Annotated in this window: 15 protein-coding genes; 7 read left to right on the forward strand and 8 right to left on the reverse strand. The window is 71.2% G+C overall.

The genetic code is table 11. The features are described 5' to 3' along the window. Positions 1 to 282: 282 nt before the first annotated feature. Together SLUN_RS04270 and SLUN_RS04275 are read left to right on the forward strand one after the other, a co-directional pair. Entirely contained in the window at positions 283 to 1,179 is an 897-nt protein-coding gene (locus SLUN_RS04270; protein ID WP_254708394.1) for a permease, read from the forward strand. Beyond that, the gene (locus SLUN_RS04275; protein ID WP_108147218.1) at positions 1,176 to 1,955 is read left to right on the forward strand and encodes a TIGR03943 family putative permease subunit; all 780 of its coding nucleotides are present in this window, start codon (positions 1,176 to 1,178) and stop codon (positions 1,953 to 1,955) included. Before SLUN_RS04270 ends, SLUN_RS04275 begins: the two co-directional genes overlap by 4 nt. Here the strand turns inward: SLUN_RS04275 and SLUN_RS04280 are convergent. The 5 genes from SLUN_RS04280 to SLUN_RS04300 all read right to left on the reverse strand — a co-directional run bounded on the left by SLUN_RS04280 (position 1,925) and on the right by SLUN_RS04300 (position 12,288). Beyond that, positions 1,925 to 4,981 (reverse strand): alpha-mannosidase, encoded by a 3,057-nt coding sequence (locus tag SLUN_RS04280; RefSeq protein ID WP_108147219.1) that lies wholly within the window; start codon positions 4,979 to 4,981, stop codon positions 1,925 to 1,927. The two genes, SLUN_RS04275 and SLUN_RS04280, sit on opposite strands and share 31 nt — an antisense overlap. 119 nt (positions 4,982 to 5,100) lie before the next feature. After that, entirely contained in the window at positions 5,101 to 7,560 is a 2,460-nt protein-coding gene (locus SLUN_RS04285; RefSeq protein WP_108147220.1) for a SpoIIE family protein phosphatase, read from the reverse strand. Then, positions 7,557 to 10,127 (reverse strand): SpoIIE family protein phosphatase, encoded by a 2,571-nt coding sequence (locus SLUN_RS04290; RefSeq protein WP_108147221.1) that lies wholly within the window; start codon positions 10,125 to 10,127, stop codon positions 7,557 to 7,559. The genes SLUN_RS04285 and SLUN_RS04290 overlap by 4 nt, the downstream gene beginning before the upstream one ends. Before the next feature lie 126 nt (positions 10,128 to 10,253). Further along, positions 10,254 to 10,742 carry an SPW repeat protein gene (locus tag SLUN_RS04295; protein ID WP_108147222.1) on the reverse strand — a complete coding sequence of 163 codons (489 nt, stop codon included), beginning with the start codon at positions 10,740 to 10,742 and terminating at the stop codon, positions 10,254 to 10,256. A gap of 160 nt (positions 10,743 to 10,902) precedes the next feature. Continuing rightward, positions 10,903 to 12,288 (reverse strand): FAD-binding oxidoreductase, encoded by a 1,386-nt coding sequence (locus tag SLUN_RS04300; RefSeq protein ID WP_108147223.1) that lies wholly within the window; start codon positions 12,286 to 12,288, stop codon positions 10,903 to 10,905. Positions 12,289 to 12,562: 274 nt separating this feature from the next. Between SLUN_RS04300 and SLUN_RS04305 the strand changes: the two genes are divergently transcribed. Beyond that, positions 12,563 to 13,681 (forward strand): sulfite oxidase, encoded by a 1,119-nt coding sequence (locus tag SLUN_RS04305; protein WP_108147224.1) that lies wholly within the window; start codon positions 12,563 to 12,565, stop codon positions 13,679 to 13,681. A 95-nt stretch (positions 13,682 to 13,776) separates the two neighbouring features. Next, the gene (locus SLUN_RS04310) at positions 13,777 to 15,609 is read left to right on the forward strand and encodes a glycoside hydrolase family 15 protein (protein WP_108147225.1); all 1,833 of its coding nucleotides are present in this window, start codon (positions 13,777 to 13,779) and stop codon (positions 15,607 to 15,609) included. 25 nt (positions 15,610 to 15,634) lie between these two features. Here the strand turns inward: SLUN_RS04310 and SLUN_RS04315 are convergent, their stop codons facing one another. Genes SLUN_RS04315 through SLUN_RS04325 form a run of 3 tightly spaced genes read right to left on the reverse strand, consistent with a single transcriptional unit; the run spans position 15,635 to position 19,274 of the window. After that, entirely contained in the window at positions 15,635 to 17,962 is a 2,328-nt protein-coding gene (locus SLUN_RS04315) for an ABC transporter permease (protein WP_108147226.1), read from the reverse strand. A 2-nt stretch (positions 17,963 to 17,964) separates the two neighbouring features. Beyond that, on the reverse strand, positions 17,965 to 18,771 hold the full coding sequence (locus tag SLUN_RS04320) for an ABC transporter ATP-binding protein (RefSeq protein WP_108147227.1): 807 nt from the start codon (positions 18,769 to 18,771) through the stop codon (positions 17,965 to 17,967). After that, complete coding sequence (locus SLUN_RS04325; RefSeq protein WP_108147228.1) at positions 18,768 to 19,274, reverse strand: PadR family transcriptional regulator; 507 nt, start codon at positions 19,272 to 19,274, stop codon at positions 18,768 to 18,770. Before SLUN_RS04325 ends, SLUN_RS04320 begins: the two co-directional genes overlap by 4 nt. A gap of 167 nt (positions 19,275 to 19,441) precedes the next feature. Here SLUN_RS04325 and SLUN_RS04330 point away from each other — a divergent pair, with 167 nt between their 5' ends. From SLUN_RS04330 to SLUN_RS04340, 3 genes are all read left to right on the forward strand, one after another. Continuing rightward, positions 19,442 to 20,713 carry an ABC transporter substrate-binding protein gene (locus SLUN_RS04330; protein WP_108147229.1) on the forward strand — a complete coding sequence of 424 codons (1,272 nt, stop codon included), beginning with the start codon at positions 19,442 to 19,444 and terminating at the stop codon, positions 20,711 to 20,713. A 201-nt stretch (positions 20,714 to 20,914) separates the two neighbouring features. Then, positions 20,915 to 22,588: a glycoside hydrolase family 13 protein gene (locus SLUN_RS04335; protein ID WP_108147230.1), complete on the forward strand. Its 1,674-nt coding sequence runs from the start codon at positions 20,915 to 20,917 to the stop codon at positions 22,586 to 22,588. Positions 22,589 to 22,627: 39 nt separating this feature from the next. Further along, a complete protein-coding gene (locus SLUN_RS04340; protein ID WP_108147231.1) occupies positions 22,628 to 23,956 on the forward strand; it encodes an ABC transporter substrate-binding protein in 1,329 nt (442 codons plus the stop codon). Positions 23,957 to 23,961 lie beyond the last annotated feature (5 nt).

A 23,961-nucleotide genomic window follows, 5' to 3' on the forward strand; every position in this document is an offset into this window, starting at 1 on the left:
GCCGACCCCCGCCCGCATCGACAAGAGCACAGTCCCAACCTCTGACACTCGGCCATACGTTCGCATGGCGAAGTACCCAGGGTGAGCCGATCTGCTGGTTATCGTGATGCCCTGTCACGGACGACCGGAGCAGATGTGCACAACAAGGAAGAACTGGCGGAGCGGCTGCCGAGCGAACTGGCCGCCGTTGCCCCGATCCGCCCCACCGCACAGCACCGCCCCACACCCTCCGTAGTCGTCGGCGGCGCGCTCTCCCTGCTTCTCCTCGTCGCGCTCGGCCTCCTGCTCGGCGGCGGACAATGGCTGACGCATCCCGGCTTCCGTACGTGGCAGACGATCTGCGTCGCCATCGCCGTACAGGCCCTGCCGTTCCTTCTGCTCGGCACTCTGATCTCCGGAGCCGTCAACGCCTTCGTACCCGCTCAGGCCTTCAGTCGGGTCCTGCCGCGCAACCCCGCGCTGGCGGTGCCGGTGGCGAGCGCGGCCGGAGTCGTACTGCCGGGCTGTGAATGCGCGTCGGTGCCGGTGGCCGGGAGCCTGATCCGGCGCGGCGTCACACCTGCCGCCGCCTTCGCGTTCCTCCTCTCCGCACCCGCCGTCAACCCGATCGTGCTGGCGTCCACGGCCGTGGCCTTCCCCGGCAGCCCGGGGATGGTCGCCGCCCGGCTGATCGCCTCGTTGGCCACGTCCACCGTCATGGGCTGGCTGTGGCTGAAGCTCGGACGCGCGGAGTGGCTGCGGATGCCGACCCGGCACACCGGCCATCGGACGGGCCACAGCCGATGGGAGGAGTTCCGCCTGGGCTTCCAGCACGACTTCCTGCACGCCGGCGGATTCCTCGTGCTCGGGGCCATGGCAGCGGCGACATTCAACGTCACCGTGCCGCGCTCCGTACTGGAGACCTTCTCCGGGTCGGCCTGGCTGTCGGTGCTCTTCCTCGCCGGCCTGGCCATCGTCCTCGCCGTCTGCTCGGAGGCGGACGCCTTCGTGGCCGCCTCACTGACCGGCTTCTCCCCCACCGCCCGGCTGGCGTTCATGGTGGTCGGGCCGATGGTCGACCTCAAACTGATCGCCCTGCAGGCGGGCACCTTCGGCCGGGCCTTCGCCGTACGGTTCTCCACCGCGACGGCCGTCACCGCCGTCGCGTGCAGCGCTCTCACCGGGTGGTGGCTGCTGTGAAGCGCACCCTTCAGGCAGTACTGCTCCTGTGCACCGGGGCCGCCCTCCTGCGCGTCTCCCTCTTCAGCGACATCTGCCTGCGCTATGTCAAGGAAGGCCTGCGGCCCTACCTCATCGCCACCGGGCTGATCCTTCTCGCCCTCGGACTGATCGGCGCGTTCCGGGACGGACTCCCCTTCGCAGCGAAGCGCAACGCGGACGACGAACCGAGGAACGACGGCGAGCACACACACGACGGGCACACACACGACGGGCACGGACACGATCACAGTCAGGGCCCGCGCATCGCCTGGCTGTTGCTCCTGCCCGCCCTGACCCTGCTGTTCTTCGCGCCCCCGGCCCTCGGCTCGTACACGGCCGCCCGTGACAACGCCAAGGTCGTCGAGGACTACTCGCGCTTCGCCCCGCTGCCCGCCCATGACCCCGTCCCGCTCTCGCTCACGGAATTCATCGCCCGCGTCCAGCAGGACGACAAACGGAGCCTGGGCGGCCGCACCGTACTCATGTCGGGGTTCGTCACCCCCGGCACCAACGGCACCTGGGATCTGACCCGGCTCCTCGTGGCCTGCTGCGCCGCCGACTCCCAGTCCCTGACGGTCACGGTGCACGGCGTGCGGCCGCCACCCGCCGACACCTGGGTGAAGGTGACGGGCACCTGGCACCCGCAGGGCGCACTGGGCACCGGCTCGGCGGCTCTCGCCCTGGACGTGGCGACGGTCCGCCGGATCCCGCAGCCGCCCAGCCCCTACCTCGACCGCGCCCCGGCCGGCCCCTGAATCCGCAGCGTCACGAGCTCGAAGGGCCGCAACGTCAACCGCACTGCGCCATCGGCCAGTTCCGGCTTCGGCGCGTGGGCCAGCGGCCGCTCCAGCAGGTCGGTCACGTCGGCCTCGACCGCCTCGAAGCCCGCGGTGACCCGGGCCCGGGCCCGGCCGCCCCCGGACTCGTAGAGGCGTACGACGACATCGCCGCTCGCGTCGTCCGCCAGCTTCACCGCGCTGACGACGACGGCCTCGTTGTCGACCGTCACCAGCGGCGCCACCGCCGCGTCGCCGGAGACCCGCCGCTCCGGCAGATTGATGCGGAAGCCCTCACGGACCGCGTCGCCGATCACCGCGCCCGGCACGAGTGCGTGGCGGAAACGGTGCACGCCCTGGTCGGTCTCCGGGTCGGGGAAGCGGGGGGCCCGCAGCAGCGAGACCCGGAGCGTGGTCGTCGTACCGGAGTCGGAGCGGGGTCCCGAGTCGCGGACGGTACGGGTCACGTCATGGCCGTACGTCGAGTCGTTGACCAGTGCCACGCCCCAGCCCGGCTCCTCCATGTGTACGAAGCGGTGGTTGCAGGCCTCGAACTTGGCCGCCTCCCAGCTGGTGTTGGTGTGCGTGGCCCGGTGGAAGTGGCCGAACTGGGTCTCCGAGGCATAGCGCTCGGCGTGGATGTCCAGCGGGAAGGAGGCCTTGAGGAACTTCTCCGTCTCGTGCCAGTCGACCTCGGTGTCGATGTCGAGCCGCTTGGCGCCGGCGGCGAGGGTCAGCACCTGGGTGACCTTCGAGTCCCCGAAGCTGCGGACCACGCGCACCGCTGCCGTATCACCCGCGACCGGTGCGACCTCGTCGGCGTCGGTCAGGTCGGTGACGGTGTTCCGGTAGAACTCGTCGACGTCCCACGCGTCCCACATGATCGGGAAGTCGGGGTGGATCTGCAGCAGGTTCGCCGCCAGACCGGGGGCGACCGTCTCGCGCTCCGCGCCGATGTCGTACGCGGACACCACCAGCCCGCGTTCGTCGATCTCGACCTGGAGCAGGCCGTTGTCGAGGACGAAGCCGCCGCCCTCGCGCGGGGAGAGCTGGGCGCTGCCACCGGCGGTGGCCACCGCGGCGCCGCCGCCCGCGACGCCGTGCCGCTCGTGCGGCGCGGCGTTGAAGACCAGCTCGGTGCCGGCGGACGCGTCACCGGCGAGCGCGCGCTGCGCGGCGTCGATGATGCCGGTCAGTTCTTCTGCGACAGCCGCGTACGTCTTCGCGGCCTCCCGGTGCACCCAGGCGATGGACGAGCCGGGCAGGATGTCGTGGAACTGGTGCAGCAGCACCGTCTTCCAGACGCGGTCCAACTGCTCGTACGGGTAAGGGAATCCGGTCCGTACGGCAGCGGTGGCGGCCCACAGCTCCGCCTCGCGCAGCAGGTGTTCGCTGCGGCGATTGCCCTGCTTGGTCTTCGCCTGGCTGGTGAGGGTCGCGCGGTGCAGCTCCAGATAGAGCTCGCCGACCCAGACGGGCGCGTTCGGGTACTCCGCCTCCGCCTTGGTGAAGAAGTCCGCGGGTGTCTCCCAGCGCACGGTCGCGGAGCCCTCGAGATCCCGCAGCCGGGCCGCCTTGGCGACCATCTCACGTGTCGTACCGCCGCCTCCGTCGCCCCATCCGGTCGGCGCGAGGGAGTGCTTGGCGACGCCCTTGTCCTTGAAGTTCCTCGCCGCGTGGGCGATCTCGCTGCCCTTCATCGAGCAGTTGTAGGTGTCGACCGGCGGGAAGTGCGTGAAGATCCGCGTGCCGTCGATGCCCTCCCACTGGAAGGTGTGGTGGGGGAACTTGTTCGTCCGCGACCAGGAGATCTTCTGTGTGAGCAGCCACTTGGCGCCCGCGGCCCTGATGATCTGCGGCAGACCGGCCGCGAAGCCGAAGGTGTCGGGCAGCCAGGCCTCGTCGTTCTCGATGCCGAACTCGTCGAGGAAGAACCGCTTGCCGTGCACGAACTGCCGGGCCATCGCCTCCGAGCCGGGCATGTTCGTGTCGGACTCGACCCACATGCCGCCCGCCGGCACGAACCGCCCTTCCGCGACGGCCGTCTTGACCTTCGCGTAGACCTCGGGCCGGTGCTCCTTGATCCAGGCGAACTGCTGCGCCTGGGACATGGTGAAGATGAAGTCCGGCTCGTCCTCGAGGAGTGCGGTCATGTTGGAGGCCGTACGGGCGACCTTGCGCACCGTCTCGCGCAGCGGCCACAGCCACGCGGAGTCGATATGGGCGTGGCCGACCGCGCTGATGCGGTGGGCGGTGGGCCCGGCGGGCGTGGACAGGACCTGCTCGAGGCACGAACGGGCCGCGGCTGCCGTTGCGTTCACGTCCTGCAGGTCGACCGCGTCGAGCGCCCGGCCGATCGCACGCAGGATGTCCCAGCGGCGGGCGCCCTCCACGGGCAGCTCCTGCATCAGCTCGCCCAGCACCTCCAGGTCCAGCACCAGCTGCCACACGGTCTCGTCGAAGACGGCGAGATCCATCCGGCCCAGCTTGTACTGCGGGTCGGTCCCGGCCGTCTCCTTGTCACCCAGCCGCGTCGGCAGGAAGAGGGGGTAGCCGAGGATGACCGGGTTGGAGGCGGCTTCGATGTGCAGTTGTACCTCTTCACCGCCCGCCACGGGCGCACCGATGCGCACCCACTGGTTGCGCGGGTTGAGGCCCTTCACCGGGCTGCCGTCGGGCCGGTGGACGAGGCCTTCGCACTGGAAGCCCGGCATGTTCTCGTCGAAGCCGAGGTCGAGAATGGCCTCGACGGTCTTCCCGGCCCACTCGGCGGGTACGGTCCCGGTCACCCGGAACCAGCTGGTGCCCCAGGGAGCGCCCCACGCGTCCCCGACCGCGATCGGTTCGGGAACGCCGGCGAGACCTTCCGCCACCGGGACGGGCTCGCCCGGCGCGATCCAGACGGCCACCTGAAGAGGTACGGATTGGGGGTAGACGGCAGGGCGGATGCGCTCGTCCAGAACGCGCCTGAGGCGGGCTTCGACGAGGCTGCGGTCGTCATGCATGTGGGGCTGCTCCCGGGTTGCGGTGGTTGTTACCAGGGGTGTGCTGCGGTCGCGGGTGTCGACGCGGTGTAGAGCTCCCCGACCGCGCGCAGTTCGAACCGCAGCTTCCGGTGACAGCCTCAGGTAGCGGGCGGCGGCAGGGCCTGCTCGGCCCAGATGGTCTTGCCGCTGGGTGTGTAGCGCGTGCCCCACTGCTGGGTCAGCTGCGCTACGAGGAAGAGGCCGCGACCGCCTTCGTCGTCGCCGGCGGCGCGGCGCAGATGGGGTGAGGTGTGTCCGGTGTCGGAGACCTCGCAGATCAGGGTCTCGTCGCGGATGAGCCGCAGATGGATCGGTCCCGAGGCATACCGGATGGCGTTGGTGACGAGCTCGCTCACCACCAGTTCGGTGGTGAAGACGAGCTCGTCGAGGCCCCATTCGCCGACCAGTTCGGCTGCCTCGGTACGGGCGCGGCCGACCTCTTCCGGATCGGCGGCCAGCTCCCACTCGGCCACCTGATGGCCGTCCAGCATCCGGGTCCGTACGAGGAGCAGCGCAGCGTCGTCCTCCACCGGGCCCGGCAGCAGCCGCGCGACGGCCTGGTCGCTCAGCTCGTCCAGCGGGCGCCGATGCCCGGCGAGAACGTCGCTGAGCCCGCTGAGCCCGGTATCGGGGTCCCGGTCGCGGCCCTGGACGAGGCCGTCGGTGAACAGGGCGATGAGGCTGCCCTCCGGCAGTTTCAGCTCCGCGCTCTCGAAGGGCAGGCCACCCAGGCCGAGGGGCGGGCCCGCGGGGAGGTCGGGGAAGCTGACGGAGCCGGTCGCGGGGTCGACGACGGCGGGAAGCGGGTGGCCGGCCCGCGCCATGCAGCACAGTCCGGACACCGGGTCGTACACGGCGTACAGACAGGTCACCCCCACCGCCTCATCATCGGGCACCTCGTCGCCCCCGGCGCGGACGACCGTTCGCTCGCCGGCCGGCTGCTCGTCGGCGGCCCGCTCGCCGGCCGGCTGCTCGATCAAGTCGTCCAGGCGCGCGAGGAGTTCGTCGGGCGCGAGGTCCAGCCGGGCGAGCACACGGACGCTGGTGCGCACCCGTCCCATGGTGGCGGCGGCGCGCAGACCGTGGCCCACCACATCGCCCACCACGAGGCCCACCCGCGTACCCGACAGGGTGATCACGTCGAACCAGTCGCCGCCGACCCCGGCCCCGCTGTCCGCGGGCAGATAGCGGTACGCCAGCTCGACAGCACTCTGCCGCGGCAGGTTCTGCGGCAGCAGACTGCGCTGCAGCATGAGGGCCGCGGTGTGCTCACGGGTGAAGCGGCGGGCGTTGTCGAGGCATACGGCTGCGCGTGCGACGAGCTCGTCGGCCACTGCCAGTTCACCGGCGTCGAACGGGTCGGGGTGGCGCTCCCACGCGAACGTGACCACTCCGAGCGTGGCGCCTTCGGCCCGCAGGGGCACGACCAGCCGTGAGTGCGGCGGCAGTTGCACCCCATCGCCGCCCGCCGGGCGTTCCTGTACAGCGCGTCCCGAGGACAGGCTGCGCGCCTGCGGCGAATCCGGGAGATAGTCGATGCGCTCCCGGCCATCGGTCCTTGCTTCCCCCTGGGCCGGCGCCTCGCCGTCCGGGCCTCCCCACACCCGGACGAGGCGTCGGGCGGTCACGGTCCCCGGCGTGGGCTGATCACCTTCCAGCACCGCCTCCAGGAGGTCGACCGTGACCGCATCGGCGAAGTGCGGGACGCTGACCTCGCAGAGCTCCTGCGCGGTGCGGGTCATGTCCAAGGTCGTGCCCACACAGCGGCCCGCCCGCACCAGCAGATCCAGACGCTGCTGTGCGAGGTAGCGATCGGTGATGTCCACCGTCTCCTCGCACACGCCCAGCGTGGCGCCCCCGACGTCCTGCAGCCGGTAGTACGAACACGACCACACGTGATCGCGTTCCGGGTCCACGGGCGGGCGGCCGCGGTAGTGCAGCTCTATGACGGGCTCGCCGGTGACGAGCACATGCCGCATGGTCTCCTCCAGCGTCTCCGGAAAAGACGGGGACAGGATCTCGCCGTTGGTCACCATGTCGTCCGGGCCCATACCGACGTACTGCGCGGTGCCCATCTCCTGGAACAGGGCGAAGTTCGTCCACACCACCCGCAGATCCGTGTCGTAGATGGCAAGACCGACGGGTGACTGGGTGGCGAGACCGCGGAGCATAGCCTGCAGGGCCTCCCACTGCTCCGTCTCCTCCGCGGCCGCCATCGCCAGCAGCCGGGCGGGCTCGCCGCCCGCGTGGGACAGCGAGAGCATGGCCGTGGCCACGCGGACGACGCGGCCGTCCCGGTGCCGCATATGGAGCACCCACCGGCGGAAGTGGGCCGCGGCCGGCAGGTCCGCGGCCGCCTGCCGCTCTCCCCCACGGTCCACCACGAAGGCGCCGATCGGGCTCCCGAGAACCTCCTGCGCCGGGTAGCCCAGCAGCTCCTGTGCCGTCGGACTCCAGCCGACGACCGTGCCGTCACCATCCAGTACGGCGGTGGCGGCTCTCGTGACATCGAGAGGGCCGCGCAGGTCGGCGTCCTCGGCCGCGGTGACCGCGCTCATAGCGTCCGCTCCGTCGTCGTCCGGGAGGCGTCGTCCCAGCGGGCGGCGAGCAGCAGCGCGATGTCGTCCGGCCGGTCGGTCGCGTGTTTGGCCTCGCGGATCAGGCGGTCCGCCGTGTCGGCGAGCGAGGACGGGCCGGCGTCGGCGGCGAGTGTGCTGCGCAGTTGCTCGATGCCGAAGTCGATGTCGATTCCGGGCTGCTCCACCAGTCCGTCGGTGTAGAGGGCCAGAACGGCGCCCGGTTCGAGCCGCAGGTCGGTGACGGGGTAGGACGCGTCGACGTCGACGCCGAGCACGACGCCGCCGGGGAGGTCCAGGACCTCGGTCCTGCCGTCGGGGTGGCGCAGCAGGGGCTGCGGGTGCCCGGCCCGTACGGCGTGGGTGATGCCGGTGGCCGGGTCGAGGAGGATGTAGCAGCAGCTGGCGAACTGGCCCGGATCGAGGTCGATGAGCAGCCGGTTGGTGCCGCTCACCACCTCCTGCGGATCGTGCCCGCTCAGGGCGAAGGCGCGTACGGCGCTGCGCAGTTGCCCCATGGTGGCCGCGGCGGCGACACCGTGTCCCTGTACGTCCCCGATGATCAGAGCAAGCCCCCGGCCGGTCTCGATGACGTCGTACCAGTCGCCTCCGACCTCCATTCCCTGGGTGCCGGGGAGGTATCGCCCGACGGTGTCGACCTGCTCGAACACGGGCAGCCGGTGCGGCAGCAGGGCGTCCTGCAGGCCGCGGGCGAGGGCCGCTTCGGTGTCGTAGCGCTGGGCACGTTGGAGGGCCTGCGCGATGAGCCCGGCGAGGGCGGTGAGAACTGTGCGCTCTTCGGGACTGAAACCCCGCGGCTGCTCGAAGCCGAGGATGCAGGAACCGACCGGCCGTCCGGAGGCGATCAGCGGCAGGAAGGCCCTGGCACCGACATTGGCGTCCATGGGGATCCCCGGATAGGCGGCGGACAGGCGTTCCATGGACTCGAAGAACATGGGGCGCCCCGAGGTGAGCGTCTCGACGCCGGGCAGCCGGACGTCGAGCCCCACACCGTCGAAGCGGTCGAGGAACCCCTGCGGGAAGCCGGTCTCCCAGGCCAGGTAGAGGTGTCTCTCCTTCAGCAGGTAGATCGCCAGTTGACGGCCGCCGAAGGCGGGCAGCAGCTCCTCCGTGACCACCGCGGACACCTGGCGGGCAGTGACGGCCTCCGTCAGCGCGATCGCCAGGGCGACCGGGCGGTACAGCGCTGACGCCCGGTCGGCCGGGGAGCCGAGTCCGGCACCCGGCCTGAGGACAGACCCTGGTGCGTACGAGGGTTGGTCCGCGGCGGCGAGCGTGACGGTCAGGCCGTCGTGGCCGGGGTAGAGCGAGACCGACAGCCATTCCGTCGGCTCGCGGCGGGCCATGAAGTGGACGGGATCGTGGGAGAGCAGTGCGGCCCGGTAGTGGTCCTCGTACGCGGGCTGCCCGAACCACGGCAGTACCTCCCACAGGACGCGCCCGGCCAGGTCGGAGCGTGCGTGGCCGAGCAGAGTCTCCGCGCCGTGGTTGACATAGGTGATCCGGCCGAGCCGGTCGAGCGAGAGGATCGCTCGCGGGATCCGGTCGGTCGCCTCGGCGACGATCGGTCCGGTGCCGAGATCCACCAGGAAGCCGGTCAGATGGCTCCCTGGACCGGCACCCGAGGGGCTCGCGCGGACGGAGAGTTCGAGCAGGTGCGGCCGGCCGTCGGGTCCGCGCAGCCGCATCCTGCGCGCCACCGGCCGGCCCGACTCCGCCGCCTGGCGGGCGATGGCCCACAGTCCGTACACGTCCTCCTGCGCCAGCCGCTCCACCAGCGCCTCGATGGTGCCGGCGAAGTTCTCCGGATCGATGCCGATGATGGCGCACAGGTCCTCGTCGGCGTCCACGCTGCCGCCGTCGAGGTCCCAGTCGAGGTGACCGATCCGCACCGGCGGCGTGGTGACCGCGGGCAGCTGGACGGACAGCGGTTCGCCCTCCCATTCGACGGGCGTTCCGTCCGCGCCCAGCTCGGCGAGGGCACTGGCGAGCCGCTGTGCCGTGTTCTCCATGCGGCGGCGGTCCGCGTAGCCGACCTTCTTCCCGGGCGTGGCCGGGCGCAGCACCACCAGCACCCCGAACTTCTCGCGGCCGCTGACGACCGGTGTGTACAGCGAGCCGAAGGGGAACGGCATACCTGCCATGAGCTGCGGGAACCGGCGCATGGCCTCCTCGGCGTCGGCGAGATGGACGGCCTGGCCCGAGCGGTGGGCCTCGGCCACCGGGAACGGCCGGTTCACATGCATCCGCCACCAGGGGCGGAACAGCGGCCCCGGCAGCCCGGCGAGGACGGCCAGCCGCAGCAGCCCCGGCGTTCCGGAGCGCAGATAGACACCGCCGCCGTACCCGCCGGCGGCTTCGATCGCGCTCACTGCGGCTTGTGCGAGCACCAGCGCCAGTTCGTCCGGAACTCCGCTGAGGCTGTTCGGTCTCTCGGGTATCACCCGGCCCTTGCTCAGCGGGGTGAACCCGGCCGCGCCGTACCAGGTCACACAGCCAGCATGCTCCCCGGCAGCGGTGCCGCGCATCTCTGTGCGCCGGGCCCGTGCGACGAACCGCGCGAAGCGATGGGTACGGCGGCGCGGGTGGGCGTGCGAGGGCCCCGCCGCTCGGGCGGCGGGGCCCGGCCTCTCGGGTGCGGTGTGGCGTGCGCGTCAGCGCATCGGGTCCATGTTCGGGGCCGCGCCGGCGCGGGCCCGGCCGGTCATGCGGCCGGTCATGCGGCCGGTCATGCGGTCGTCCATCGCGGCCATGGCCAGGCCGAGCAGCAGAGCCACGGCGCCGACGATGACGTTGCTGACGATGCTGCGGGTCGTATCGACGTTGCCGGCCACGACCCACGGAGCGACGATCGTCCACGCGCCGATGGCTATGGCGCACCAGGCCATCGCGTGGGTCCGCTCGTATGCCGAGCCGAAGCCGCCCATGCACAGCACGTAGGCGGCGCCGGTGATCAGATTGCACACGGCCAGCGTGGTGAGGCCGTTGAACCCGACTATCCACGGTGAGGCGGCCAGATACAGACCCGTGAGCAGGGCCAGCGTCTCTATCGCCTGTGCACGGGGAGTGGTGGTCGCCCGTTCGAACCGGGAGCGCATCTCTGCGAGGTCGGGGTGTTCTTCGATGCGAGGATGGGTGGTCATTGCGGGCCGCCTCCTGTAGAAGCCTTTATCCGCCCTTTAACTCCCATGTAACGCCTACCCTGCCATTGCGGTCAACGGCCGCACGGAACCTGTCTTTCGCGGGGTCGCTCGCGGGTCCGGCGCGGGCCGGGTCGCGGGCCCGGCGCGATCCGGTCGGGGGTCATTGCTGCGGGGCGGCCTCGATGTTCTGGTTGGCACGGAAGAGGTTGTCCGGGTCGTAGGTCCGCTTGATTCCCGCGAGCCTGTCGTAGTGGTCCCGGTAGGTGGCCCTGACCCGTTCCTGGCCCTCACCCGCACCGATGAAGTTCACGTACGAACCGCCCATGGAGTACGGGCGCAGCGCCTCCTCGTAGTCGGTGGCCCACTGCCTGACGGTCTCGGCGTTGGCAGGGTCGGGGTCGATGCCGGCGATGACACCGGACCAGACGGCGTCCCGGTAGCTCCACGCGGTGTCGTCCCGTCCGACCCGGCCGGCGGCCCCGTCCACCGGGTAGAGGTGCATGGTCGACAGGTCGGTGGGGATGTTCTCGCCGTACTTGAGGTGCACGTCGATGGCCTCGTCCGTGATCCGGTCGAAGAAGCCTCCCCGCCAGTACCACTGCAGTCCGGTGGGGATCAGCTCGTCGAACATGGTCTGCAGTGCGGGGTACGGCATCGGTGTCGTGAAGTGGAAGGCCGGCGGGCCCGGCTCGTTCACGGGCGTGAGGATCTCCTCGAGGCGGTCCGGATCGCCTGTCCAGCACCACACGACGCCGCACATCTTCTGGCCGTGGATCTCTTCGGGGAAGGGCGGTCCCGGCGGCACGACGAGCAGCGCGTAGAAGCCGTTCAGGTCGTCGGGCGCCTGGGGCAGGAATTCGCGGTACCAGTGCAGCACCTCGGGGGTGCGGTCGACCGGCCAGACGGTGATCGCGACGCCCACGGTGTGCACCGGGTGCAGCCGGAATCGGAACGAGGTGACGATGCCGAAGTTCCCGCCGCCGCCGCGCAGTGCCCAGAACAGGTCCGGGTTCTCGCTCTCGCTCGCGGTGACGCTGCTGCCGTCGGCGAGCACGACGTCCGCGGACAGCAGGTTGTCCACGGTCAGACCGTACTTACGGGTGAGGTGGCCGTGACCGCCACCGAGCGTGAGGCCCCCGACGCCGGTCGTCGACATGATGCCGGCGGGCGTGGCGAGACCGAAGCCGTGGGCGGCGTGGTCGAGGTCGCCGAGCAGCGTGCCACCACCGACCCGGGCCGTCTCGGCGCCGGGGTCGACGCGCGCCCAGCGCATCGGCGACAGGTCGATGGTGACGCCGTCGTCCACCAGACACAGGCCGGGGCCGCTGTGTCCGCCGCCGCGGACGGCGAGTTCGAGACCGCGGTCGCGGATGAAGTCGACCGCGGCCATGACGTCCGCCGCGTCCGTGCATCGCACGACGGCGGCCGGGCGGCGGTCGATCATCGCGTTGTAGATCGTGCGGGCCTGGGGGTACTCCAGGTCCTTCGGGCCGATCACGGGACCGCGCAGCGCGGTCCGCATCGCTTCCAGAGTGGTGTCGTCCATGACGTTCTCCTCGGCGAGGTGCAGACCGCAACCCGCCTGGCCTTTCGGCCCTTTCGGCCCCTTCGGCCTCTTCGGCCTCTTCGGCCGCGACATCCGAACCCCCCGCCGCCACGGTGCTCCCGTCGGCGGGGTCATGGCCCGGTGCCGACACGAGGCACGGGCCCTTTCAGGCATCCGCATGGCTGATATGTCCAGGGTCCCGCCGGGCGGGAAGGCGCGCATCCCCGCCGTCGCGCGAGTGCCCGGGCCCGGTGCGGGAGCGCACCATGGGGGCATGGACGCTCGTATCGGTGACATCAGCCGGCCGGGGCGCCTCGCGGAACCCGACGAGGGCATCGGCCTGGAGGAACTGGCGCTGGCGGCCCGTAACCACGGCTTGCCGCTTGAGGCCATGCGCTGCGACCTCACCCCGGCCGGACTGCACTACGTACTGATCCACTACGACATCCCCGCCGCCGACGCCGACGCGTGGGAACTCACCGTGCGCGGCCGGGTCCGCACCCCGCTGACCCTGGACATGGAGACCCTCAGGTCCTTCCCGGCCACCACACAGCGCGTGACGATGGAGTGCGCCGGCAACGGCCGCGCCCTGCTCTCGCCGCGGCCGGTGAGCCAGCCGTGGCTGGTCGAAGGGGTCGGCTGCGCCGAGTGGACCGGCGTGCCGCTGCGCACGCTGCTCGCCGAGGCGGGGGTGGAGCGCGATGCCGTCGAGGCCGTGTTCACCGGGGCCGACCATGGCGTCGAGCGGGGCATCGAGCAGGACTATCAGCGCAGTCTGCCGTTGCCGGTGGCCACCGGCGGCGATCCGGAGGTGCTGGTGGCGTACGAGATGAACGGCCATCCCCTGCCGCCACAGCACGGCCATCCACTGCGGCTGATCGTCCCCGGCTGGTACGGCATGGCGCATGTGAAGTGGCTGCGCGACATCTCTCTCACCGACACCCCGTTCACCGGATTCCAGCAGGCGGTGGCCTACCGCTACCGGCAGTCGGCCGACGATCCGGGCGAGCCGGTCACCCGGATCGCCCCTCGCGCGCTGATGATCCCGCCGGGGTTCCCGGACTTCATGTCCCGCACCCGTGTCGTACGGCCCGGTCAGGTGCGGCTGGAGGGCCGGGCCTGGTCCGGCCGGGCGCCGGTGACAGGCGTGGAAGTCAGCACCGACGACGGCCGTTCCTGGACCGGAACCGAACTCGCACCGCCGGACGGGCACGACTGGGCCTGGCGGCGCTGGCAGGCCTCCTGGACTGCCACGCCCGGCAGCCATGTGCTCAGCGTCCGCGCCGCCGACGCCGATGGCCACACTCAGCCCCTCGCTCAGCCCTGGAACCGCGGCGGGTTCGCCAACAACCTCGTCCAGCGGATCTCGGTCCTGTGCCCGCGCGACGACTGACACTCCCCTGACGTGCGCGGTCGGCCCGGGCGCCGCACGATGGTGCAAGACGAGCCCGGGCGCCGCACGATGGTGCAAGACGAGGGAGAACCCCGATGCGCCATTACCCGCCCATCGCCGACCACGGCATGATCGGGGATTTGCAGACCGCCGCTCTGGTGTCGTCCGACGGAGCGATCGACTGGTTCTGCGCGCCGCGCTTCGACTCGCCCAGCATCTTCGCCGCCCTGCTCGACCACGACCGGGGCGGCAGTTTCAGGATCTCGGCCGAACATCAGGACGCCAGAATCACCCAGCTCTACCTCCCCGACACCGCCGTCCTTGTCACCCGCTTCCTCACCGCCGAGGGAGTGGGCGAGGTGGTGGACTTCATGCCGGTGGACACGCCCGGAACCGCGACGGACCGGCACCGGATCTTCCGGGTGATGCGCGTCGTGCGCGGCAGTATGCGGTTCACCGTGGAGTGCCGGCCCCGCTTCGACTACGGCCGTGCCACGCACTCCCTCACCCTGGGCGAGTCGGGCCGCACCGCCCTCTTCACCGGTCCCGGCATCGACGTACACCTGCAGAGCTCGGCACCGCTGAACGCCGACAACGGCAGCGATGTCCGGGGCGCCGTCACGCTCCAGGCGGGAGAGTTCGGTGCCGTCGTACTGACCACCAGCACCGGCGGCGGGCCACCGCCCGCGCCCCTGGACGCCGCGGCGGCGCGGTCCACCTGGCAGGCGACGGTACGGTTCTGGCACCAGTGGCTGCGGACCTCCCGGTACCGCGGCCGCTGGCGCCAGACCGTGAACCGCTCGGCCATCACGCTCAAGCTGCTCACGTACGCGCCCACGGGCGCCCCGATCGCCGCCGCCACCGCGGGACTGCCCGAGCAGATCGGCGGCGAACGCAACTGGGACTATCGCTACACCTGGATCCGGGACGCCTCGCTGTCCGTAAAATCCCTGATCGATCTGGGCTTCAGCGACGAGGCCAACTCCTTCCGGCGCTGGCTCGCCGCGCGGGTGACCGCGGGCGCGACCGCCTCTGGTGGGCCGCTGCAGATCATGTACCGGGTGGACGGCGACCCGCGGTTGAGCGAGGAGATCCTCGACCATCTGGAGGGCTACCGCGGTTCGTTCCCGGTGCGTATCGGCAACGGGGCCGCCGACCAGCTCCAGTTGGACATCTATGGCGAGGCGGCGTTCGCCATAGCTCAGGTCGGTGGCGTCGCGGAGACCGCCGGCTACGAGGGCTGGCAGGCCGTCGTCGGTGTCCTGGACTGGCTCGCCGGCGCCTGGGACCAGCCCGACGAGGGCATTTGGGAGACCCGCGGCGGCCGCCAGGACTTCACCTACAGCCGGCTGATGTCCTGGGTGGCCTTCGACCGCGGCATCCGCCTGGCCCGGGAGTACGCGCGCCCCGCCGATCTGGACCGCTGGACCGCCACCCGCGACGCGATCTTCGTGCAGGTGATGGAGCGCGGCTGGAGCGAGAAACGCCGGGCCTTCGTCCAGCACTACGACACCGACGTCCTGGACGCCTCTCTGCTGCTGATGCCGCTCGTCGGGTTCGTCGCGCCCAGGGACCCGCGCTGGCTGGCCACGCTGGATGCCATCGAGCGCGAGCTGGTCTCCGACAGCCTCGTCTACCGCTACGACCCGGCCGCCTCCCCCGACGGACTGCGGGGCGCCGAGGGCACCTTCACCCTGTGCACCTTCCACTATGTGTCCGCGCTGGCCCGCGCGGGGCGGACCGACGAGGCACGCTACGCCTTCGAGAAGATGCTCACGTACGCCAACCATGTCGGGCTGTTCGCAGAGGAGATCGGGCCGACGGGAGAGCAACTGGGCAACTTTCCCCAGGCGTTCACGCATCTGTCGCTGATCACGGCGGCCATGGCACTGGACGCCGCGCTCGACAAGACCGAGGGCTTGGGCTAGCACGGGGCGGGGCGGGGCGGGGCAGTTACAGCGTCTCTGTCAGCGAATCCGCCAGCCGGCGGCGCGCCGTCCTGGTCGCGGGTACCGCCGCGGCCGCGACTGCGCCCAGTACCGCTCCGGCCACGACCGATGCCAGCAGGAGCGTGGGCGGGACATGGGCGATTCCGGCGCCCATCCCGCTGGAGCGGCCCTGCGTGTCCACCAGCCAGCTGCCGGACAGCACTCCAAGTCCCGTGCCGAGCACGGCGGCCACCATGGCCGTGAAGCCCGCGGCCGCCACGATCGCCGAGCTGACCTGCCGGGGCGTCAGTCCGATCGCCTTGAGCGCGAGCAGATCGCGACCGCGGTCACGGACACCAGTGCTGATCAGTGTCAGCAGCTCGATGAACCCGATCAGGGCCAACACCCCGATCAGCGCGGCGATCACACCCCGCGCCGGTTCCAGCCGGTCCGCCGGATTGGCCGTCTCACGGATCTCCAGGGCACCCCCGGCCGTCGCGGCGAGAGCACTGCTCACCGCGCGGGGATCGGTACCCGGCCGCAGGACGAGATGCTGGAAGTCCGGCCGCAGCTCCGGGTCGCGCTCCTGCAGCGTGTCGACCGTCGTCGAAATGACCCGGCCGCCGGATTCCGGTTCGATGCTGCGTCCGACGATGTGCAGGATCTGCGGCCGCCCTTCCACCGTCATCCGCACCCAGTCGCCGACCCGCACATCCAGCAGATCGAGCAGCCCCTGCCCGGCGACCGCCTCGTCCAGCCCGTCGGCGGGGCGTCCCTCGACCACCGCGAACGGATAGGGGGCGCCTGCCGTGCCGAGCCCGCGCAGCGTGATGGTGCCCGTCTGCCCCGGTACCAGAGCGGCGACCTCCACGCCCGGGTGGACGGCCGCGACCCCCGGCGACTCGGTCAGCACGCGGTTCAGTTCCGCCTCCGTCAGGCTGCCGGGCTGCTCCGCCCGTACGGTCAGCGCCGCGGGCACGCCCACGTGTGCGGGATGGCTCCGGAACAGGTCCAGCGTGGACCAGGCGACCAGCGCGACCGTGATCATGAGCAGCGGCAGCGCCAGCCGGGCGACGGTGATCAGGGTGCGCGGCCGTCGCGGGAACGCCGCCCGCCAGCCGAGCACCAGCGCGGGCGGCACCCGTGTGCCGAGCGCCCGGCGGCCGAGACTCGTCATCGGCGCCGCCGAGGGAAGGGCCGCGCGGGCGACGGGCACCGGCGGGACCCGGCCGGCCCGCCAGGCGGCGAGTCCGGTGGCGGTCGCGATCAGCAGTACCGCACCGGCCGGGACGCCGGCCATCAGGGCGGTGTGCCCGGGCAGGTCCTGCCACACCCCGGCCGCCTCCCCGATCCGGCCGGGTATCCGGGCACCCAGCAGCGCGATCGCCGCCGTGCCCAGGGTGACCCCGAGCAGCGCGAAGGCGAGGTGCTGGACGAGGAAGCCGCGTATCACCTGGCCCGGGGTGAACCCGATCGCCTTGAGGATCGAGATGTCCCTGAGCTGTCCACGGATACGGGCGCTGATCGCCCCGGACGCGGCGAGCGCGGCGGCCAGCAGGGCGCCGAGACCGAACACGGCGAACAGCTGCCCGAGCAGCCGGTCGTCGCCCCCGGCATCGGCGCGGGCCTGCTGCCACTTGGTCACCTGGGCGACCCGGTCGGCGCCGAGCAGGGTTACGGCCTGCTGGACGGTGAAGTCGATGTCGGCCGGATCGTCCAGCCGCAGCCCCACGCTCTGCCCGGTGCTCTTGGGCGCGACACGGTCGAACGTGCCGGGCAGTACCCAGCCGATGCCGGGCTCGCCGCCCGGCCGGTAGCGGGGTTCCGCGGCCTCGGCGACCCCGGCGACGCGGAGCGTGCGGGCGCTGCCGTCCGGTCCGGCGACCGTGAGGCTGTCGCCGGGCTCCGCCCACAGCACCCGTGCGACCGAGCTCTCCAGTACGACGCCGTCGGCACCGTCCGCGCCGTCCGTCCGCCCGTCGAGCCATCGGCCCTCGGTGATGAGCGGCCGGGCGATCTCCGGCGGCCGGGTGTCGGCCGCGCGCAGAGCCACGCTCGCTCTGACACCGCGCGACTCGAGGGTGGCTCGACCGGTGCGGTACGGACCGGAGACACCGGCGATACCGTCAAGCCCGGAGAGGGCGCTCGGATCCGCGCCGGCGCCGGTGTGGAGCCAGACATGGGCGCCCTTGGACTGGGTGAAGATCCGCTGCCAGGGGTTGGCGGCGTAGCTGAACATGGCGACGGCGAGCAGCAGCGAGGCGATGATCCCGGCGCTGGCCAGGACGACGAAGAGCGACTGTCCGCGGTGTGCCCGCAGATCGGCGTGCGCCCAGCGAAGTGTGGCCCGCACGCTCACTCCTTCAGTTCGAGTACGCCGGAGACTCCGGCGCCCGTGCTGCGGCGGCCCTCACCGAGCGCGGCGTCGTCGGCTATGCGCCCGTCGAAGAAGCTGATGACGCGGTCGGCCGCGCTGGCCATCCGGGCGTCATGGGTGACCAGCATGATCGTCTGCCCGCGCTGGTGGAAGCGGGAGAGCAGCCGGAGTACCTCCCGGGTGCCCTTGCTGTCCAGGCTGCCGGCCGGTTCGTCGGCGAGCAGCAGGGCGGGATGGTTGACCAGTGCCCTGGCCAGGGCGACGCGCTGCTGCTCGCCGCCGGAGAGCTCACCCGGCATGGAGCGTTCCCTGCCTTCGAGGCCGAGTTCGGCGAGCAGTTCTGCCCGGCTGTCCCGGGCCGCCCTGGGTGAGGCTCCCGCGAGCAGCGCGGGCAGCTCGACGTTGTCGGCGACGGTGAGGTCGGAGACCAGGTTGAAGAACTGGAAGACGATGCCGATGCTCCGGCGGCGCAGCACCGCCCAGCGGGCCTCGCGATACGCGTCCACTTGGCGGCCGTCGAGCCAGAGCGAGCCGCTGTCGGGCCGCTGGAGCCCGCCGATGAGATGGAGCAGCGTGGACTTGCCCGCGCCCGAGGGCCCGGTGACGGCGACGAACTCGCCGGGCTGAACGGTGAGATCCACTCCGCGTACGGCTTGAACCGGTGCGCCTTCGCCGCGATGGGTCTTGGTCAGCCCCTCGGCGCGCACGATCGGCACAGTGCCGGTCCTCACAGTGCCCCCGGGTCCGCGCGCGTCCGGCACGCCAGGAGCGGCGTCGTCGCTCATTCCAGCTCCTCCTGACAGCGTTCCAGCCAGTCGAGGTCGGCCTGCAGATGCAGCATCGCGCCCTCGATCAGCAGCTGGGAGACCCTGTTGTCCCGGTCCTCGGATGCGGCCAGCTTCGACAGATCGCGCATGGTGTTCAGATACTGCCGCCGCTGTCTGTTGATCAGGACGACGGGGTCGGCAAGACCGGACTCGGGTGCGAGGGCGAGTTTCATGAAGAACTCGTCCCGGACCCGCGGCTCGTCCGTGGTCTCGTCGAACCAGGCGAGCACGGCCTCGTGCCCGGCGTCGGTGAGCCGGTACGTGCGCTTATTGGGTCTGCCGGACTGCTCGACATCCTCGCCGTCTATCAGACCGGCCTTTTCCAGCCGCCCCAGGGTGACATAGATCTGGCCGACGTTCGGCTGAGGGTACGCGGCGCCCAGGAGCTTCTCAAGGTCCTGCTTGAGCTCGTATCCGTGCGCCGGGCCACGGGTGAGGAGTGCCAGGAGCGGCAGCCGCACGCGCTCCCCTCCCTCCCGCTCCGTAGTTTCTTGTTGGCTCGGATGCGGGCTGTGGTTCGCGCCACCCGCCTTCTGCGCCTGGACGTCTAGTATCGCCCATGCCTAACGGGTATACATAGGCCACATTGGACGGCGGCGTGGCCGGATCGATGTACTGGGAGGAACCTATGCGGTGGATGCATGCCGCGGGTAGGGGGCTCCTCGTTGTCGCTGTGCTGCTTGCGGGTTACGCGGGCTTCGGCGCCCAGCCGGGAACGGCGGCGCCCAAGGGCCGCGGCCCCATGACGCTGGTGACAGCGGGCGATCTGACCGACTATCTCGGTCCGCTGCTCGACGACTGGAACCGCGACCGCCCCAAGGAGCGGGTCACACTCGTCGAGCTGCCCGACTCCGCGGACGAGACCCGGGCCCAGATGATCAGCGAACTGCGCTCGGGCAGCGACCGGTTCGACGTACTGAACATCGATGTGGCCTGGACCTCCGAGTTCGCCGCGGCCGGCTGGATCTCCCCGCTGCGGCGGGACAGCTTCCCGCTGGACAGCTTCCTGGCGCCCGTGGTGGACACCGCAACCTTCGACGGCCGCCTGTACGCCGTTCCGTATGTCACCAATGCCGGGTTGCTGTACTACCGCAAGGACATCCTGGAGCGGGAGGGCGAGCGACCGCCGCGCACCTGGGCCGAGCTGGCCCGGCAGGCCAGGACGATCGCCCCCAGGTACGGACTGGACGGCTACGCCGGCCAGTTCCTGCCGTACGAGGGTCTTACGGTCAACGCCACCGAGGCGGTGCACTCGGCGGGGGGCTCGATCCTGCGGGACGACGGCGCGCGGGTCACGGTGGACTCGGCAGCGGCCCGCTCCGGTCTGGAGTTCCTGGCCGGCGGGGTGAGGGACGGCTGGATCTCGCCACAGGCGCGCAGTTACAAGGAGGAGGAGTCCCGGCAGGCGTTCCAGGACGGCCGGCTGCTCTTCCTGCGGAACTGGCCCTATGTGTACTCGGTCGCGGGTGCGGCGGGGTCGAAGGTCGCGGGCAAGTTCGGCGCGGTGCCGCTGCCCGGCCCTTCCGGCCTGGGCACCAGTGTGCTGGGCGGCTCCAATCTCGCGGTGAGCAGCCACTCCCGGCATCCGGAGTCGGCCGCCGATCTGATCGCGTATCTCACCAGCGAGCGGGTCCAGCGGCAGGTGCTCACAGAGGGCTCACTGCCGCCGGTGCGGGCGGCGCTGTACGAGGATCCCGCGCTGGTCCGGGCGTATCCGTATCTGCCGACACTGCGGCAGAGCGTGCTGGCGGCCGAGCCGCGCCCCAAGAGCCCTCGGTACGACCAGGTGACGCTCGCCGTGCAGGCCGTCGTACAGGACGTCATGGCGCTGCGCCAGAGCCCCCAGCAGGCCGCGGCACGGCTGTCCCGCGAGCTGGAATCGATCTCCCGCAGGGGCTGAACCCCTCGCACCTCCCTCCATGGCTCACTACTTACATGTTAAGTAGTGAGCCATTCTTGTATGCCCAGAAATATCGGGGCAAATCGGGCCACTTCTTGCCACATCGTTGACACCCTGCCGTCACCCCTACTTAACATGCATGCATCACAGCGCACCCGCTCTGGGGCGCTCTCGCATCCAGCAGGAACAGGTCAACGCGAGATGCTCACAGCCCTTCCGGCCGTCCTCGGCCGCAACTCCCGCACGGCCACCGCGTGGTGGCGCGACGCGGTGATCTACCAGGTCTACGTCCGCAGCTTCCTCGACAGCACCGGGGACGGCATCGGCGACCTGGCCGGCGTACGGGCCGGACTTCCGTACCTGCGGAAGCTCGGTGTCGACGGGATCTGGCTCAGCCCGTTCTATCCGTCCCCCCAGCACGACCACGGCTACGACGTCGCGAACTACCGCGACGTCGACCCCGTCTACGGCGACCTGGCCGAGTTCGACCTGCTGATGGCCGACGCCCGCCGGCTCGGGCTCAAACTGCTGCTCGACATCGTTCCCAACCACTGCTCCAGCGAGCACCCGTGGTTCCGCGAGGCGCTCGCCGCCGGCCCCGGCAGCGCCGCCCGCACCCGGTTCCACTTCGCCGACGGCCGCGGACCGGCGGGTGCGGAGCCGCCCAACAACTGGCGGGCGATGTTCGGCGGGCCCGCCTGGAGCCGGATCACCGAGCCCGACGGCACCCCGGGGCAGTGGTATCTGCACCTGTTCACTCCGGAGCAGCCCGACCTCAACTGGCGCAATCCCGAGATCGGCGACTCCTTCGAGGAGGTCCTCCGCTTCTGGCTGGACCGGGGCGTCGACGGCTTCCGTATCGATGTCGCCGCCGGTCTCTTCAAGCACCCGAGGCTGCCCGACTCGGCCGACCCCGACGCCGACGAGCGCTCCCGGGACTCGGTGAACCCGCTGGCCTGGAACCAGCCCGAGGTCCACGACGTGTGGCGGCGCTGGCGGTCGGTGTGCGAGGAGTACACGGCACGGGACGGCGACGAGCGGCTGCTGGTCGGCGAGGTCTCCGTACCGACCGCGCGCGAACACGCCGAGTACGTACGGCCCGACGAACTGCACCAGGCGTTCTTCTTCGATCTGCTCAGCGCCCCCTGGGACGCCGCCGCCTTCCGGGAGACGATCACCGATGCGATACGGGACATCGCCGGGACCGGCTCGACGGTCACCTGGGTCCTCAACAACCACGACCAGGTCCGCACGGTCACGCGCTACGCGGGCGAGCCGGGCGTGGAGGCCAGTGGGCTGGGAGCCGCACGGGCCCGCGCCGCCGCGCTGCTGATGCTGGCGCTGCCCGGCGCCGCGTACGTCTACCAGGGCGAGGAGCTCGGTCTGCCGGAGGTCATGGACCTGCCGGACGATGTGCTCACCGACCCGATCTTCCACCGGACGGGCAGCCGCAAGCACATCAGGGACGGCTGCCGGGTGCCGCTGCCCTGGTCCGGGCACGCCTCCCCGTTCGGCTTCAGCCAGGGCGCGGCCGGGGCCCGGCCCTGGCTGCCGCAGCCCGAGTGGTTCGCCGAACACGCCACCGACCGGGCCCTGGCCGACACCCGCTCGTTCTGGCACCTCTACCGCGAGGGACTTCAACTGCGGTGCAGCCTGCCCCAGTTGGGTGAGGGCAGCCTGCGCTGGCTGGACTCGCCCCCGCAGGTCCTGGCCATGGTCCGGGGCGACGGGCTGATCTGCGCGGTCAACTTCGGCAGCGAGCCCGTGCCCGCCCCCGTCGTCGGCACTCCTCTTCTCTCCAGCGGCCCGTGCCCGGCCGGTGTGCTCCCCGGAGCGACCACCGCCTGGTGGACGGGCGACTGCCCCACCCCCTGAACCACCCGCCTTTCCCACCCCTTCGAAAGGACTCTCACCATGCGACGACTCACCACAGGCCGACGGACAGCGGCGGCCGGATCGGCAGTGCTCGCCCTCGCGCTGGGCGCGACGGCGTGCGGCGGCTCGCCCGGCCCGGCGAGCGGCAAGGAGCTCGGCGGCCAGACCGTGACCGTCGCCGGCGTCTGGACCGGCAGCGAGCAGAAGAACTTCCGCAAGGTGCTCGACGCGTTCACCGAGCAGACCGGCGCCAAGACGGTCTTCGTGCCCACCGGTGACAACGTCTCCACCTTCGTCGGCAGCAAGATCGAGGGCGGCAACGCCCCGGACGTGGCGATGGTGCCCCAGGTCGGCGTGCTCCAGCAGTTCGCCAAGGAGGGCTGGCTCGCACCGCTGTCGCAGAAGACCGCGACGACCGCCGGCGCCAACCTCGCCGAGGTATGGAAGAACTACGGCACGGTGGACAAGACGTACTACGGCCTCTACTTCAAGGCCGCTCACAAGTCGACCGTCTGGTACAGCCCGAGCGCGTTCGAGCAGGCCGGAGTCGCGGAGCCGAAGACCTATCCGGACATGCTCAAGGCGGGCCACACGCTCGCGGACTCGGGCCTTCCCGGTTTCTCCGTCGCCGGTGAGGACGGCTGGACGCTCACCGACTGGTTCGAGAACATCTACCTCTCCCAGGCGGGACCCGAGAAGTACGACCAGCTCGCCGCCCACACCCTGCCGTGGACCGACGCCAGTGTGGTCACGGCGCTCACCACGCTGGGCGAGATCTTCAAGGACAAGCAGCTCGTCGCCGGCGGCTCCGCGGGCGCGCTGCGCACCGACTTCCCGGGCTCGGTCGAGCAGGTCTTCGGCCCGGAGCCCAAGGCCGGCATGGTCTACGAGGGCGACTTCGTCGGCGGCATGGCCAAGGACGACTTCGGCAAGAAGCTCGGCGAGGACGCCAAGTTCTTCCCGTTCCCCGGGGTCGGCAGCGGCAAGACACCGGTGGTGAGCGGCGGCGACGCGGCCGTCGTGCTCAAGGACGGCAAGAACCAGAAGGCGGCGCAGCGGCTGCTGGAGTTCCTGGCCACTCCCGAAGCGGCGGCGGTGTGGGCCGGTGCGGGCGGCTTCGTCTCCCCCAACAAGGACGTGAACCCCGCCTCGTACGCCGACGACACCACCCGCGCCACGGCCGCATCTCTGGTCGCGGCGGGTGACACGGTCCGCTTCGACATGTCGGACCAGGCCCCGGCCGCGTTCGGCGGCACCAAGGGCGCGGGCGAGTGGAAGCTCCTCCAGGACTTCCTGCGCGACCCCTCGGACCCGAAGGCCACCGCGGCCGCGCTGGAAGCCGCGGCCGCCAAGGCCTACAAGAACTGAGGCCG

This window comes from Streptomyces lunaelactis (genome assembly GCF_003054555.1).
Lineage (GTDB): Bacteria > Actinomycetota > Actinomycetes > Streptomycetales > Streptomycetaceae > Streptomyces > Streptomyces lunaelactis.